We start from the raw sequence: 15,819 nt of genomic DNA, 5'->3' as shown, positions 1-15,819 counted from the left end.
AGGGAGGCCGATGTTGAGATCAGGTCTCCCAAATGTACATTTGTTTACATAATTATTTTATGGTTAACATTATGCAGGGAGACTTTCATTGAATTTGCGTCCCCCCAATAGTATAATTGTTAGGTATACTTAGTCTGTATTTGCGTGGCATGGTAAATGGAGGGAATCATTCAATGTTGACGACGATTGCCCGAATCGGGCAGCATGTTGGACAAGAAGTACGCCTGGGATGCTGGTTATACAATAAACGCAGCAGCGGCAAGATTCAATTTTTGCAGCTCCGCGACGGCTCCGGCTTCATCCAAGGTGTAGTAGTAAAAGCGGAAGTAGCGGAAGAAGTGTGGGAGAATGCATCGCAGCTCACACAAGAAAGCTCACTTTACATAACCGGTGTAGTTCGTTCGGATGACCGCGCACCAAGCGGTTACGAACTGACAGTAACAGGTGTGGAAATTATTCAGATCGCTCAGGAATATCCGATCTCCTTGAAGGAACACGGTGTTGACTTCCTCATGGACCATCGCCACCTGTGGCTTCGTTCTCCACGTCAGCGTGCAGTCATGGCTGTGCGTTCCGAGGTGATTCGCGCCATGTATGAGTTCTTCCACGAGAACGGTTTCGTAAAAGTAGATCCACCGATTTTGACACCGACCTCTGCGGAAGGTACCACCAATCTGTTCCATACCAAATATTTTGAGGAGGATGCGTATCTCTCGCAGTCCGGCCAGCTTTATATGGAAGCAGTCGCTATGGCGTTAGGTCGCGTTTACTCTTTCGGTCCAACTTTCCGTGCCGAGAAATCCAAGACACGTCGTCACTTGATCGAGTTCTGGATGATCGAGCCGGAGATGGCTTTCGTGGATCACGAAGAAAATCTGCGTATTCAGGAAGCGTTTGTTTCTCATGTGGTACAATCCGTATTGAAAAACTGTGAGCGCGAACTGAAAACGTTGGAGCGCGATACAACAAAACTGCAAAATGTAACGGGGTCGTTCCCACGCATCTCTTATGATGATGCGATTAAACTGTTGCAGGAAAAAGGTAGCGAGATCAAATGGGGAGACGACTTCGGGGCACCGGATGAGACGATGATTGCGGACCATTTCGACAAGCCTGTTTTCATCACCCATTATCCTACCGAAATCAAGGCTTTCTACATGAAGCCACATCCTGAACGTCCGGAAGTGGTTCTGTGCGCGGACATGATCGCACCGGAAGGCTACGGTGAAATCATCGGGGGTAGCCAGCGGATTGATGATCCAGAACTCTTGGAGAAACGTTTTGCTGAGCATGAGCTTTCGGAAGAGGCATATCGCTGGTATTTGGATCTGCGCAAATACGGTACAGTTCCTCACTCGGGCTTTGGTTTGGGTCTGGAGCGTACGATTGCATGGATTTGCGGTCTGGATCATGTGCGTGAAACCATTCCATTCCCACGCATGCTGAATCGTCTCTACCCATAGAGTTCCCTTATCATTGAACGATCTACACCCTGTTGCGCGAGGGCAGCAGGGTGTTCCTATTGTTTGACAGCGCGTTTTACGCACTCCCTTGTTATTCCAACCCAGAGGTGAATATGCGTTATGGACTCCCATATATTGCAATTGTTGCAAGAAGGAGCAACATCCGTCTCCAACCTTCTTTTGAAAATGTATAAGCGTATGTCATTGACTGATGATGAGATGATGCTACTAATTCATCTGCTATCCTTTCAGCAGGAAGGGAACCGATTCCCGACCTTAACCGAGCTGGAGGAGCGCATGTCCATGACGAGCAGGAGATTGATTCAATCTCTACAAAAGCTATTAAAAGAAGATTGGATTACGATAGATGAGTTTATCGATCCACAGACGGGCATGCGTCATGAGCAATACAATTTGACCCCTTTGTACAAAAAGCTGTACCAGACTTGGCGGGAGCAGCAAGCAGACCCGAGAAGCATGGAGCCCTTTATGGAAGTGGCCGTTTCTCTGGATGCCGAACCGGTTGCCATTTACGCTCGTTTTGAGCAGGCATTTGGTCGCCCGCTAGCGCCATTTGAATTGGAGAACATCCACATGTGGACCGAACAGGACGGCTATCAGGAAGAATTGATTTTGACCGCTTTGCGTGAGGCTGCAACCGTCGGCAAACTTCACATCCGCTATATCGACAGGATCTTGCTCGAATGGCAAAAGCAACAGATTACAACCGTAGAACAAGCGCGTCTTTACAGCTTGAACTTCCGTAGACAAGCAAATATGAGAGACCATGGGCAACCGCTTTGATTTTATCCAAATCAAGCGGTTTTTTCTATGTCACCGTACACGTACCCATTTTCCTTGTCTGTCATAACATATTACGTAGATGCAAGCTTCAGGAGGCGATGATTTGTGGAAAAACGGAAAAAATGGGATCTGTCTCATTGGGTAACGCCAGGTGTGTTTTCAGGAAGTTATGTCGTAGATGAGGCAGTTCAACGTATTTCAATCGTAAAAGCCAATGAAAAACAGCAAGAGGAAGTAACGGAAAACGTTCAAGAGTTAGTTGTAAATACAACAGTAGAGCAGCCGAAGGAACTGGTCTTGGAGCCTACCTTCGAAATTATTATGAGAGAGACCGACGAGGTAGTCGTGGAACAGGTTCACAAGCTTGAACAAGAAGTGATGGAGCTAAAAGAGGCGCTGACTTCGTGGGAAGAAAGATGGGAGAAGCTTGAAGAGAACCATACCAAACAATTGCAGTACCTGTATCAAGTAGTTCTTTCACTGAAAAAGGAGTGGGAGATCGAGCGAAATGAACATCGCAATTATTAGTCCGGGTCCCTTTTCTGTACCACCGGTCAAAGGAAGCTCGGTCGAACACGATATTGACGAGGTCACAAAGATGATCGAGCCCATGCATAACGTGACGATCTACACTCGTAAATGTGCGACCTATCCAACCTCATCCGTGGAAGAAAACCGGCAGTTCATTCGCGTCCCGTATCAAGGGCCAAAGCCTTATTTACGCCGGATTATTCATCATATCAAAAAGAACAAGCCAGATGTCATCCTCGTGGAAAACAGACCGATCTATGTTCTCACATTAAAACGCCATTTTCCCAAGATCCCGGTCTTTGTGAATATGCACTCTCACGTGTATGGGTCACAGCCGATCATCAACAAGGAAAATATGCGGCGAGCCGTTCGACTGGCAACAGGTTTTATTACGAACAGTGAATTTTTACGTCAACATTTTATTCGGACGTGCAAGATTCCTGCCAATAAAATTCATGCGGTTCATCTCGGAGTCGATGTCACTCCTTATCAGGTTGCAAAGATAGCGGTCAAAAAAATGCGTCAAGAACTTGGGTTGAAGCCAGATGATCGCGTCTTGTTTTATGCCGGCAGACTCATGCGCGGAAAAGGGGTGCACGTGCTGATCAAAGCCTTTCGCCAGGTGAGCAAACAAGACCCGAAAGCCAAACTCGTCATTGTGGGCGGAACGGGATACGGCAGTAATCGCCTGAATCCGTATGTTCGAGAACTCAAGCGACTTGCGAAGCCTTTAGGCGAAAAGGTGCGCTTCGTCAATTTCGTACCATCCGCAAAAATGCCGCTTTACTATCAAATTGGGGATGTCGTGGCGACACCATCCGTTTGGAAAGAAGCGTTTTGCCGTGTCAATTTAGAGGCAATGGCTTCCGGAAAGCCTGTCATTTCTACTCCACGAGGCGGTATTCGTGAAGTCGTTGCCCACGAGAAAAGTGGGTTTATCATTCCGCCAAAAGATTGGGGAAAAGGATTGCCTGCTGTCTGGGAACTGTTGTGGAGTTCACCTGCGGTCCGGAATGAAATGGGCAAACAGGCCCTGCAACGAGCCAAGTTTTTTTCTTGGTACGCGACAGCGCAAGGCTATCTGAACGTGTTTGAAACTGTTGTTCCAACGCGAAGTGAAGAGAAACATCAGCTTTTAAAAACAGGTTAATTCGAATGGAAAGGATGTAGGTGGTTGCCTTTTCTTGCGCCAATGTGGACGTCTGCCCTGTCCAGCTATCCAGATACGCATACCTTATAAGTATCGCAGAGCACAACTGGGGAGTGATACTTGTGAAAGGGTTAATCTTGTGTGCTGGACGTGGGTCGCGACTGCACCCCTTTTCCTATTCGCAACCGAAAACCCTCCTCCCTGTGGCCAATCACCCGGTCTTACACTATTGCATTCGCAAACTGCGTGAAGTGGGCATTCAGGACATTGGCATCGTGATACATCCTTCTCAATCACAGATTCCTCCCATGGTGGGCGATGGTAGTCAATTCGGGGCTACCATTACGTTTATCAGGCAGGAGGTACGACTGGGAATTGCCCATGCTGTCCAGCTAGCGCAACCGTTTTTGCAAGACGAACCGTTTATCTTGCTACTAGGTGATAATTTATTGATGGATTCGCTTCACGGACTTACAAAAGCGTTTACGAAGGGAAAATCTGACGGTGTCGTAATGCTAAGTAAAGTGGAGAGACCACAGGATTATGGGATCGCAGAAGTACAAAAAGGACGACTAATCTCTGTAGAGGAAAAGCCACGTCAGCCAAAGAGCAATCTGGCGGTTATTGGCGCATACCTGTTTACGCCACCTATTTTTGAGTCGATTGCTACCCTGCAGCCATCTCCCCGAGGCGAACTAGAAATAACGGATGCGATTCAATCGATGATTAATCGCGGATTCAAATTGGCTCACTCCGTCACCAACGGAGAGTATTCGGATGTGGGAACCATCGATCGCTGGCTGGAGGCCAACCAGTGGATGCTTACGAGGGAGCTAGGCAATCAATATCAAATTGGCAAAGGAACCATAGTGAAAAATGCGAAGATTACGGGTCCTGTACTAATCGGTGATAATTGTGTGATTGAAAATTGCCAAATCGGACCGTACGTCTCGATCCAAAATGGCGTAAGCTTGAGAAATTGCTCGTATATCGAAAATAGTATCCTGCTAGAAAACAGCTCGCTGCATGAAGTTGCTTGGAAAATAACAAACAGCGTTTTCGGCCGCTCATCGATGCTGACGGGTCAATCTTCTAACAGTACGGGAGTCTTCATTGTAAGCGACAAATCGTCCATTTGCATTCCGGCTGTCAAGAGGGAGGACGTATGAATCCGACCTTTACTGTAGTTATTCCGACATACAATCGCGCCAAGTTTATTCGCAAAGCCATCAACAGTGTCTTGAATCAAACCTCAAAAGATTGGAAGCTGTTGATCATTGACGATGCGTCCACGGATCACACCAGAAGTAAAATTGAAAAATATATGTACCACCCAAACATTATGTATCATCGAATGGAACAAAATTCTGGAATCGGCAAAGTCATGAATCAGGCATTGTCTATGGTGGATACTCCTTATCTCGTACAACTCGACTCCGATGACTGGTTACCGAAACGAACGCTGGCAGTACTCAAAAAGTACATTCACAAAAGCAAGAAAGGCACAGCTCTCTTCTATGGCAACATGAACATCTGGAAAGTTAGGCACGGAAAGTATACCAACACGATTAAGGTGAAGCATAAAACATTTTATAACAAATACCAGTTTCTGAAGTACAATCGCTGGATGGTTTCTCCACGTTGCTATCGCGTAGAAGCCCTGCATAAAGTGGGTGGTTGGGATACCGCGGATCGATACGAGGGAAGGATTATGGAGGATCGGCGAATCATTTTGCGATTAATTGAAAAGTATCGGGTGAGATACATCAACCAGATCCTTTACAACCGGACGAAGCATAAAGGTCAGCTCACGGACAGCAAGATGAAGTTCCGCCGTAATTATTTGCGAAAAAAAACATTCAAATTTTATCTGAACAGGTGGGGCAAGAAGTACAGGGCCATCTATGGTTACAAGGACGGTTATTTAGTCATTAGAAGGCTGAAGAAAGTGAGGCGTCGGAGGCGATGAAGAAAGCTCTAGTCACCGGCTGTGCAGGTTTTATTGGGTCTCATTTGACGCAGCGCTTGTTGAACGATGGCGTGACAGTCATCGGAATAGACGGGTTCATCGATAACTACGATGTTGCTGCGAAACTGCGTAATCTGGCCGAAATAGGAAAACATCCTGCCTTCACCTTCCACTCTACAACGCTTCAGACTGGGCGTTGGGACATTTGGCTCGAGAACGTCGATGTTGTTTTCCATCTCGCTGCCTTGCCGGGCGTGAGAAACAGCTGGGGAAAGTCTTTTGCTGATTATGTTAGCCATAATATTTTGGCTACACAAGAATTGCTGGAGGCTTGCTTACAAAGACCGAAGCCACCTGTCATCGTGGTCTCGTCCTCTTCCTCGGTTTACGGGACGATGCAAGGGACAGTAACCAATGAAAATGCGCCTCTTCGCCCAGTTTCCCCTTATGGTGTGACCAAGGAAGCGATGGAGCAAATCTGCTCCGTTTATGTAAAAGCTTATGGACTCCCGGTTTCCATGCTGCGCTACTTTACGGTATACGGTCCAAGACAGCGTCCCGATATGGCTTTTCATCGTTTCTTTCGTCAAATGTTGAAAGGAGAGCAGGTTGTCATCTATGGTGATGGCCAGCAATCACGAGACTTTACGTATGTGACAGACGCGGTAGAGGCGAATCTCCTCGCTGCACAGCATGCTGTTCCCGGTGACATTTTTAATGTAGGTGGAGATCGGGAAATCAAGCTCATCGATGTGCTATCCATCATGGGCACGTTACTGAATCAGACCCCTCGCATTGCGTATCAAAATGGGCCAGCAGGTGACTCCTTACGAACCTGTGCGGATATCCAATTTGCCCAACAACGCTTGGGATACAAACCAAAAGTGACGCTAGAAGAGGGCCTTCGCCATCAATTAGCGGAGATTCGTTCGCAATCGAAGGGGTAACACCCAACACCCGTTATCAAGGAGGCCAGTTGCATGCATCGGGTCCTCGTTTATCGTAGAAAGTTTCTTCCCAAGAGTGAAACGTTCATTTACGAGCAATTGCTTGGACATCAAGTGGTCAAACCCGTGGTGTTGACCCGACAGCGAGCCTTTAACCGCAAACAATTTCCTTATTCGCCGGTCTATGTGCGCAAGCATATGGCCGGCCTCTCCGCTTGGCTGCGACGAAAAAAAATTAAATGCCTGCATGCCCGTTTTGGCCCTGCTGGATTAGAATTGCTTCCTTATGCACAAAAAAGCAAGCTCCCCCTGATCACTTCCTTTCACGGTTTTGATGCCACCAAGCGCGTCAAAGAAAATCCATTATACAGACGGTCCCTTGCGCGTCTTTTTCGAAAGGGCCATGCGTTTACAGTCGTGAGCAATCACATGAGAAAGCGATTGATTCATCTCGGCTGTCCCCCATCCAAAATTACCCTTATACGCTCAGGAATTGATTTGCGCAAATTCCCCATGCTGCCGCCACCACCTGTGGAAAATGGGGAGTATCGATTGCTAAGCGTAGGGAGACTGACTGAAAAAAAGGGGATGGATACGTTAATCAAGGCGTTTACCCACGTGCATAAAAAACATCCCAAGGCGAAGCTAATCATCGTCGGTGATGGAGAAGAAAAAAAGAAGCTCAAACGACTGATCAAGAAAAACAGGTTAGGCACACAAGTCGTGCTCAAAGGAGCTCTGCCACATCGTGAAGTCCAGCGTGAACTGGCCAAATGCCATTTGTTCATTATCGCATGCAAGACAGCGAGAAATGGCAACCAAGAGGGGATTCCCAATGTCATCATGGAAGCAATGGCTAGCGGACGCCCTGTCATTTCCACCTATCATGCGGGGATTCCGGAGCTGGTCGAAAACAAAGTGACCGGATATCTGGTGCCGGAAAAATCACCGACTGCACTCGGGAAAATGATAAATCGTGTACTAACAGATAGTCACGAGTGGGCACAGATCACGACGGAGGCTCGACTGAAAGTAGAAAAAAACCACGATATCCATAAGCAACGGATGAGGCTAGAAGAGCTCTATTTGCGTGTGTCGAAAAAATGATGAGGTGAAGGAATGAAAGTTGCCGTTATTGGGACCGGCTACGTAGGTTTGACGACTGCTGTCTCCCTTGCTATGAACGGTCATCAGGTGATCGGTATTGACCTCGTAGCGTCCAAGGTAGAAAAGTTGCGCCAAGGGATCTCGCCGATTTACGAGCCGGGCTTAGAAGAGGCATTAAAAAAAGTATTGGATGATGACGCGCTTGCTTTTTATACGGATCTGACAGAGACGAAGGACGCAGAGATTTTTTTCATTTGTGTGGGGACACCTGAAGCAGCAGACGGCACAGCCGATTTAACGTATTTACTCGGGGCTGTTTCTGACATGGAAAAGGTCCATTCGCTCGCACCGCAAGAACGCATCGTGGTAATCAAAAGTACCGTACCAGTCGGAACTGGCGAAAAAGTAGCGGGGATGCTGGCTGGCTGCCAAGGAGTATCGGTTGCATCCAACCCGGAGTTTTTACGGGAAGGGAGTGCATTATTGGACGCATTGGAGCCTTCGCGTATCGTCATTGGCGTAGATAATCCTCAAGCAGCTGCTCGCATGGAGGAGCTGTACAATGGCGTGAAGGCACCGCGAGTAATCACCACCAGAGCAAACGCAGAGTTGATCAAATACGCTTCGAATGCATTTTTGGCAACGCGAATCTCCTTCATGAATGAGCTAGCCCGGTTAAGTACCGCCCTCGGGACGGATATTGTGACGATCGCACGAGGAATGGGATTGGACAGCCGAATTGGTCCGCAATTTTTACGGGCAGGAGTAGGCTATGGCGGCTCCTGTTTTCCGAAGGATACGATTGCGTTATTGCAGCTCGCAGCAGAGCACAATGTTCACTTAAGCATTTTGGATAAAGTGCGAGAGGTGAATGCTACGCAGCCTGGATGGTTTTTGGAGCAGTTGTGCTTGCAACTCCCTGATCTGAAAGGCAAACAAATTGCCGTGTTGGGATTGACGTTTAAACCGGATACGGATGACATCCGCGAAGCGCCTTCGCTCAAATTGATAGGAGCACTCCTGCAAAAAGGGGCATCCGTGAAGGCGTTCGATCCGATTGGAGCACCTGGTGTCAGCAAGCAGTTTCCACAGATCACGTACACACAATCCGCGACTGAAGCATTCGAGGGAGCACACGCCGCATTATTGGTCACAGAATGGGAACAATGTGTCCAACTGGATTGGAAACAGGTTCATCAAAGCATGGCGCAGCCACTCTTGGTAGACGGACGAAATGCCTGGCCGAACCAGGAAGTAAAGGAAGCAGGCTTTCACTATATTGGAGTAGGGAGAAGCTGACTTTTCCATTAGGGGAAAGCTCGGCTTTTTTTCTGTGGAAAACGTGAAAGCGTCTGATTGATTTGAACCTGTAGGCATAATACGATAGGATACACATATGGATGATTTGACCATTTCATCTTACATGAATAACGAGGGAGTGATCACGGTGAATAAAAGCAAAACACTGCCGAAACGCAGTGACGTCCCCGCTGAATACAAATGGCGTCTTGAGGACATGTATCCCACTGATAATGATTGGGAAGCGGACGTACAAAAAGTAAAACAGCTCACAGAAAAAATCGCAGCAATGAAAGGCTCTCTGGCTACTTCCGGTAAACAGTTGCTGGCCGTGTTGACTCTGCAAGATGAATTATTGAAGACGCTTGATCAAGTGTACGTCTATGCACGTATGCGTCGAGACGAAGACAATGCGAACAGCAAGTATCAAGGGCTGACTGACAGGGCGACCAGCCTCAGCACGCAAGTATACGGTTCCATTTCGTACATACAGCCAGAGATTTTGGCGATTCCCACGGAGGACTTACAAACGTGGATCAAAGAAGTAGAAGGTCTTGAGCACTATCGCATTTTGTTGGAAGAGATAACTCGCTTCAAGCCACATACGCTATCCGCCGAGGAAGAAGCATTGCTGGCAAATATGAGCGAGTTAGCGTCCTCTCCTTCCAAAATTTTTGGGATGCTCAACAACGCTGACATGAAATTTCCGATGATCACAGATGAAAACGGCGAAGAAGTCGAGTTGACCAAGGGACGCTATACGCAGTTCATGGAAAGCAAAGACCGACGCGTGCGCAAAGACGCATTCGAGACGTTGTACAGTACGTATGGCAAGTTCCGCAATACGATTGCAGCCTCGCTGACATCTGCCATTAAAGGGGATGTTTTCAACGCACGGACGAGAAAATATCCGTCTGCCCTGTACGCAGCCTTGTTTGCCGATAATGTGGAGCTTCCTGTTTACGATAACCTGATTGCAACGATCCATGAGCATCTTCCGCTCATGCACCGATACATTGCTTTGCGCAAAAAGTTATTGGGCGTAGATGAATTGCACATGTACGATTTGTACGTGCCGATCGTACCTGAGACGGACATGAAAATCCCGTATGATCAGGCTGTTTCAACAATTAAAGAAGCACTTCATCCTCTGGGTGAGGAGTATGGTCGCATCCTGGAAGAAGGCTTTTCCAACGGTTGGATCGATGTGCATGAAAATGAAGGGAAGACAAGCGGAGCCTATTCATGGGGCGCCTTTACGTCACATCCATTTGTGCTCATGAACTATCAGGACAATGTCAACAACATGTTTACGCTGGCGCATGAGATGGGTCATGCCTTGCATAGCTACTATTCCAATCACGCACAGCCTTACACGTATGCCGATTACAAGATTTTCGTAGCAGAAGTAGCTTCTACACTGAACGAAGCACTTCTGATGAATCATTTGCTCGAGACGACGACTGACAAGAAACAGCGCATGTACTTGATTAATCATTACCTAGAGCAGTTCCGTGGAACGGTATTCCGTCAAACTATGTTTGCTGAATTTGAGAAAGTTGTGCACGCAAAAGAAGAGCAGGGAGAGCCGCTGACAGCCGAATCTCTCAGTACCATTTACCGTGAGCTCAATGTTGCCTATCACGGCCCGGACATGGTCGTAGACAGCGAGGTTGATTTGGAATGGGCGCGGATTCCTCATTTCTATCGCGGCTTCTATGTGTATAAGTACGCAACTGGCTTCTCTGCCGCGACGTCTCTTTCCAAGCAGATATTGGAGGAAGGCCAGCCAGCCGTGGATCGTTATTTGCAGTTCCTCAAGGGCGGTAGCTCAGATTATCCGCTCAATCTGCTTAAGGGCGCAGGCGTAGACATGACGTCGCCCACACCGATTGCAGAAGCATTGAGTGTCTTCAAGGAATTGCTCGAAGAACTGGAACAACTAATCGAACAATAATCTGGATCATATCCAAAAGGCAGTTCAAGTCTTTGACTTGGCTGCTTTTTTTGTAAATTTTTCTTCAAGATTGTCCAATAAAGGGTAACTTTCCCAGTTATTTTGCGTATCTATTTATGCGCTGAAAGGTGCTGGTCTCCGTCTCGGGGCGGATATGAATTTCCACCCGCTGACTGTTTTACAGCAGAGGTAAAAACTGGCACAATTACGCCATGAGGAATGATTGTGAAAATTTGGAGGAATTCTTGTGAAAAAACGGGCATCGATTATTCTGGCTTCGATAATGCTGGTTGCAGCAGGTTGTTCAGCACCAGCACCAGAGGCACCGCAGCAGACAGAGGCAAAGGCGAAGGTAGTAGAGGTTGTAAAGGTACAAAAAGCAACAAAGCCAGTGATGCTCTCAGTCACAGGGATGGTGGAAGCCAAGCGTGACGCGGTACTGTCGTTTGGCACAGGCGGAACGATCTCGGCAATCTCCGCGAACAAAGGAGCAAAAATCGCGCAAGGTCAGTTATTGGCCACATTGGATACCCGTTACCAGCAAAAAGAAATTACAGCGGCACAGGGGCAGGTGGATGAAGCAGCAGCGCGTAAAATCAAGGCGTTAAAGGGAGCGACAGCAGAAGCACTCGAGCAGAAGCGCTTGCAGGTAAAAAGCGCGCAAGACAGTCTGGATAAAGCAAAGCAGGATCTCGCAACAAGTGAAAAGTTATTTGCTGGCGGAGCCATTTCGCAGAACGAAATAAATACGAGCAAACGGGCCGTTACGCAAGCAGAGATTACACTGCGTGACGCTCAGCTGTCTCTGAATGAACTGCAAAAAGGAGCAGAACCAGAAGATGTCATGGTTGCCAACGCATCGATTAAAGCTGCTGCCGGCGGTGTAGACCGTGCGAAGAAGAGCTTGGATGATTCGAAAATTCAGGCACCATTCGCAGGAACAGTCGTGGATGTGAAATGGCAAATTGGTGAGCAGGTGTCTCCTGGTCAGGAAATCATCCGCCTCGTTGACCTGTCTGAAATGAAGGTAACCTTGGATGTTTCCAATGACTTGATCGGTCAATTCCGAGAGAAAACGAAGGTGCAGGCTTTGTCGGACGATGGTAAGAAAAGTGAAGGAACCATTGCATTTATTTCTCCAGTTGTGAACAAGGATACAGGGAAGTACCGCATTGAGATCACGATACCAAATGCAGAGGGTTACTGGCGTGGAGGAATGGCCGCGACAGTTGAGGTGCCGCGCCAAGTTAATGGCTTCCTCGTGCCACTGGAAAGTGTGGGCGTGAGTCAAACTGACCATTACGTGATGGCAGTAGAAAATGGCCTGACTGTAAGAAAACCAGTGAAAACCGGTCAAATGGTCGGAGACTCCATCGAAATCGTTTCTGGCGTGAAAGAAGGAGACCAGCTGTTGCGCAGCGGAATTACATTCTACGTCGAAGGGCAAAAAGTAGAGGCGAAGGGAGAATAGTTGCATGAACAAGATGATTCTCTTTTTGCTAAAAAGACAGCTAATCGTCTACTTATTTACATTTTTGCTCGTCATTGCAGGTTTAGGGTCCTTATTTAGCTTTAATGTCGAACTTGTTCCAAAGACGAATTTCCCTGATATTAACGTAAGAATTTCCGGTGGTGCACTGCCACCAGAAGAGATGGAAGAAAAAGTAACGAAAAAAGTAGAACAAGAACTAAAATCGATTAGTGATATTAAAAAATATTCTTCTTCAACAAGTGCTGGTTCTGTCAGAATCAATGTTTCTGCAAATGAAGGTAAAGGCGAGCAGGTTAAGCAAGATGTACAAAATGCTGTTAACCGTCTCCGAAACGGTTTTCCGAAAGCCGTTAACTCCGTAGATATCTTCCAGAGCAATATGGGTAGCGATCAAATGATTGATTTTGCCGTCGTAGGAGCAGAGCCGAAGACCATGCTGAGTTTGGCAAAAACCTCGATCAAGGACCGCATTGAAGAAGTCGAGGGAGTCAAGGAAGTAATCGTAGAAGAGAAAAGCTTCGAGAATAAAATTACCATATCCTTTTTGCCACAGCGATTGAATGCCTATCAAACAACTCCAGCGGCTATCATTTCACAGCTTCAGGATACAAACTGGAAGCAAGGGATTGGTACACTGGAGAACACGGGATTTGATACGGTTGTCATGATTGACAATACTTATCAGACCCCACAGGAAATAGAGGCACTGCCAATTGATACACCGAGAGGAACCGTTTCTCTGAATCAACTGGCACAAATTGAAGATTTGCGTGGTAAAGTGAAAGACTTTGTCGCCCTAACAAACGGTTCCGTGTTTATTCAAATCAGTGTGACGCGGGCAGACGGCTATGACTTGATCACGACACAAAAGAATGTAGAAGAAGTCGTTCGCAAAATGAACACAGAAGCAAATGGCAAATACAACATCAAAGTCATGTTCGAAGGAGCCTCCTTTGTTGAGCATGCCGTGAGCAACCTCAGCCGGGATGTCATGATTGGTGGGGCGCTTGCGATTATCATCTTGTTCGTCTTCCTTCGCAACTGGAGGGTTACGCTCGTCATCGCTACGACGCTGCCGCTCTCTGCGTTCATGACGTTCATCGCGATGAAACTCGCAGGCTACAACATTGATATGATCAGCTTGCTGTCGCTTAGCTTGTCAGTCGGCTTGATCGTCGATGCAGCCATCGTCGTATTGGAAAGTATCTATCACTACCGAGAAAAGGGCGAAGAGCTGAAGCAGGCTATTATTAAAGGAACGAGAGAAGTTTTGACACCTGTGTTCACCTCACAGCTCACGATCATCATCGTCTTTTTGCCACTTGTCTTTGCGGATTTTGAAGATTGGCTGAAACCGGTTTTGGCTACAATCGCCTTTACGGTATCCGCTGCCATTATTGCATCGACGATCGCTGCTTTCTTCTTCGTTCCCGTGTTTTCCAATCGCTTCTTGCAGAAGGATAAGCATGTTTCGCTAGAAGGAGAAGGCAAGGAACACTTTATCATTCGTGTATTCAGCGGCATTTTACATGTAGCGATTAGACATCGGATAAAAACGGTTTTACTCGCAGTAGCATTGCTGGTTTGTTCCGCTTTCCTCACACCTTTTATGAAAATGGGTCAAGGAATTAACGCCAATGAAAATATCGTCTTTGTCAATATGAAAATGCCAATCGGTAGTACGTTGGAAAGAGCTCAAAAAGCAGCCGTCACCGCGGAAACATCGCTGCGGGAGATCCCGGAAATCAAGGATGTATTCTTCTTTACTTCCAAGGAAGAAGCAACATTGTTCATTTCCTTAATTCCGAAGGGGGAAAGAACACGTGATAAGGACGCTTTGAACGAGGATATTAACAAGCGTCTGAATGCGACCCCAGGAATCGACTCCGTCTCCATGTCATTCGGACAACAAGGCGGAAGCGGCCCGATCCAACTGGATGTTTACGGGGATGACATGGAAGTCATGCGGAAGATCGCAACCGATATGGAAGCGATGCTTGGAACAATCGACGGGCTCACCAACATTCGCAACGATTTTAAAGAAGGAAAAGAAAAAGTTACGTTGCTGCCAAAACAAGATGCGCTTACCAGACTGAATGTAGATCACCGTTCACTTTTGCAACAATTGAGCGTGTTAATCGGCAGTCAACAAATTGCGTCCATCACACAGGATGGAATCGAAGTAGACGTCGTTGCCAAAATGCCGGACAACTGGCTGAAGCATCCGGATCAGCTCAAAACGATTATGGTGACATCGAAAGACGGAGCAGCAGTGCCTTTGGCAGACCTGGTAGATATGGAGTACAGTAAGTCTCCGATCACGATTGAGCGAAAAGAAGGCGAACGCATCGTAACGATTTCTGCCGAGATGCTGGGAAGTGATTTAGGGCCAGTAGGCCGTGAGATTAATGAAAAATTGCCATCCGTACCTGTACCAGCAGGTTATAAAGTGGAAATCGCCGGTAAGCTGAAAGAGCAAAGCACGAACATAAGCCAAGGGATCTTCGTATTCTTAGGTGTTCTGGCTCTGATTTACGTCATCATGGTTGCCCAGTTCGGGCGGATGTCCCAACCGTTCATCATCATGCTGACGATTCCAATGGCCTTGGTCGGTGTCGTGTTAGGATTCGTCCTTACACAGCGGACATTCGGTGAAATGGCGATGATCGGGATTATCATGCTTGTCGGTATCGTCGTATCCAATGCGATCCTCTTGATCGACAGGATCAACCTGCTGCGCAAACGTGGAATGGAAACCGCAGAGGCGATTATCCAAGGAACGAAGGAACGTATTCGTCCCGTTATCATGACGAAGCTGACGGCGATTCTCGGGATGCTACCGATGGGTCTTGCAATGGCAGAAGGCTCTGATTTGGAAGCGCCACTCGCAACTGCCGTTATCTCCGGCTTGATTTTCCACACGATCGTGACATTGGTGCTCGTTCCAGTTCTGTACTCCCTGTTTGAGGGGGCGAAGGCAAGAAGACTGGAGCGCAAAGCGGCTCGCCAGGCGAAACGAGAAGCAAAACAAAACAAAGATAAGAACGTACCTCCGACAGAGGTATAGTAATTCGCAAGAGAAGGGGAGCATGTGCTGTAC

The 15,819-nt window shown here is 47.4% G+C and carries 12 protein-coding genes; all 12 read left to right on the top strand.

Features of this window, described 5'->3' with window-relative positions; translation table 11 throughout:
• Positions 1-173 precede the first annotated feature (173 nt).
• Complete coding sequence (asnS, locus tag ACQ5DJ_RS01485) at positions 174-1,463, top strand: asparagine--tRNA ligase (protein ID WP_429840890.1); 1,290 nt, start codon at positions 174-176, stop codon at positions 1,461-1,463.
• A 120-nt stretch (positions 1,464-1,583) separates the two neighbouring features.
• Complete coding sequence (locus tag ACQ5DJ_RS01480) at positions 1,584-2,267, top strand: DnaD domain-containing protein (RefSeq protein ID WP_007723121.1); 684 nt, start codon at positions 1,584-1,586, stop codon at positions 2,265-2,267.
• Positions 2,268-2,372: 105 nt separating this feature from the next.
• A complete protein-coding gene (locus ACQ5DJ_RS01475) occupies positions 2,373-2,795 on the top strand; it encodes a hypothetical protein (protein WP_429840889.1) in 423 nt (140 codons plus the stop codon).
• Positions 2,776-3,948 carry a glycosyltransferase family 4 protein gene (locus ACQ5DJ_RS01470; RefSeq protein ID WP_429840888.1) on the top strand — a complete coding sequence of 391 codons (1,173 nt, stop codon included), beginning with the start codon at positions 2,776-2,778 and terminating at the stop codon, positions 3,946-3,948. Before ACQ5DJ_RS01475 ends, ACQ5DJ_RS01470 begins: the two co-directional genes overlap by 20 nt.
• 122 nt (positions 3,949-4,070) lie before the next feature.
• On the top strand, positions 4,071-5,117 hold the full coding sequence (locus ACQ5DJ_RS01465; protein WP_429840887.1) for a glucose-1-phosphate thymidylyltransferase: 1,047 nt from the start codon (positions 4,071-4,073) through the stop codon (positions 5,115-5,117).
• Complete coding sequence (locus tag ACQ5DJ_RS01460; protein ID WP_429840886.1) at positions 5,114-5,917, top strand: glycosyltransferase family 2 protein; 804 nt, start codon at positions 5,114-5,116, stop codon at positions 5,915-5,917. Before ACQ5DJ_RS01465 ends, ACQ5DJ_RS01460 begins: the two co-directional genes overlap by 4 nt.
• Entirely contained in the window at positions 5,914-6,864 is a 951-nt protein-coding gene (locus tag ACQ5DJ_RS01455; protein ID WP_429840885.1) for an NAD-dependent epimerase/dehydratase family protein, read from the top strand. The genes ACQ5DJ_RS01460 and ACQ5DJ_RS01455 overlap by 4 nt, the downstream gene beginning before the upstream one ends.
• 33 nt (positions 6,865-6,897) lie before the next feature.
• Positions 6,898-7,971 (top strand): glycosyltransferase, encoded by a 1,074-nt coding sequence (locus tag ACQ5DJ_RS01450; protein WP_429840884.1) that lies wholly within the window; start codon positions 6,898-6,900, stop codon positions 7,969-7,971.
• 12 nt (positions 7,972-7,983) lie between these two features.
• Positions 7,984-9,270, top strand: coding sequence for a UDP-glucose dehydrogenase family protein (locus ACQ5DJ_RS01445; protein WP_429840883.1), 1,287 nt, complete (start codon positions 7,984-7,986; stop codon positions 9,268-9,270).
• A gap of 97 nt (positions 9,271-9,367) precedes the next feature.
• Positions 9,368-11,227 carry an oligoendopeptidase F gene (gene pepF, locus ACQ5DJ_RS01440; RefSeq protein WP_429840882.1) on the top strand — a complete coding sequence of 620 codons (1,860 nt, stop codon included), beginning with the start codon at positions 9,368-9,370 and terminating at the stop codon, positions 11,225-11,227.
• A 247-nt stretch (positions 11,228-11,474) separates the two neighbouring features.
• Positions 11,475-12,698 carry an efflux RND transporter periplasmic adaptor subunit gene (locus tag ACQ5DJ_RS01435; RefSeq protein WP_429840881.1) on the top strand — a complete coding sequence of 408 codons (1,224 nt, stop codon included), beginning with the start codon at positions 11,475-11,477 and terminating at the stop codon, positions 12,696-12,698.
• A gap of 4 nt (positions 12,699-12,702) precedes the next feature.
• On the top strand, positions 12,703-15,786 hold the full coding sequence (locus tag ACQ5DJ_RS01430) for an efflux RND transporter permease subunit (RefSeq protein ID WP_429840880.1): 3,084 nt from the start codon (positions 12,703-12,705) through the stop codon (positions 15,784-15,786).
• Positions 15,787-15,819: the final 33 nt, after the last annotated feature.

The sequence above is a fragment of the Brevibacillus sp. FIR094 genome (assembly GCF_050477165.1).
Lineage (GTDB): Bacteria > Bacillota > Bacilli > Brevibacillales > Brevibacillaceae > Brevibacillus.
The sequence above is the reverse complement of the archived record's forward strand: the minus strand, read 5'-3'. Positions and strand labels throughout refer to the sequence as shown.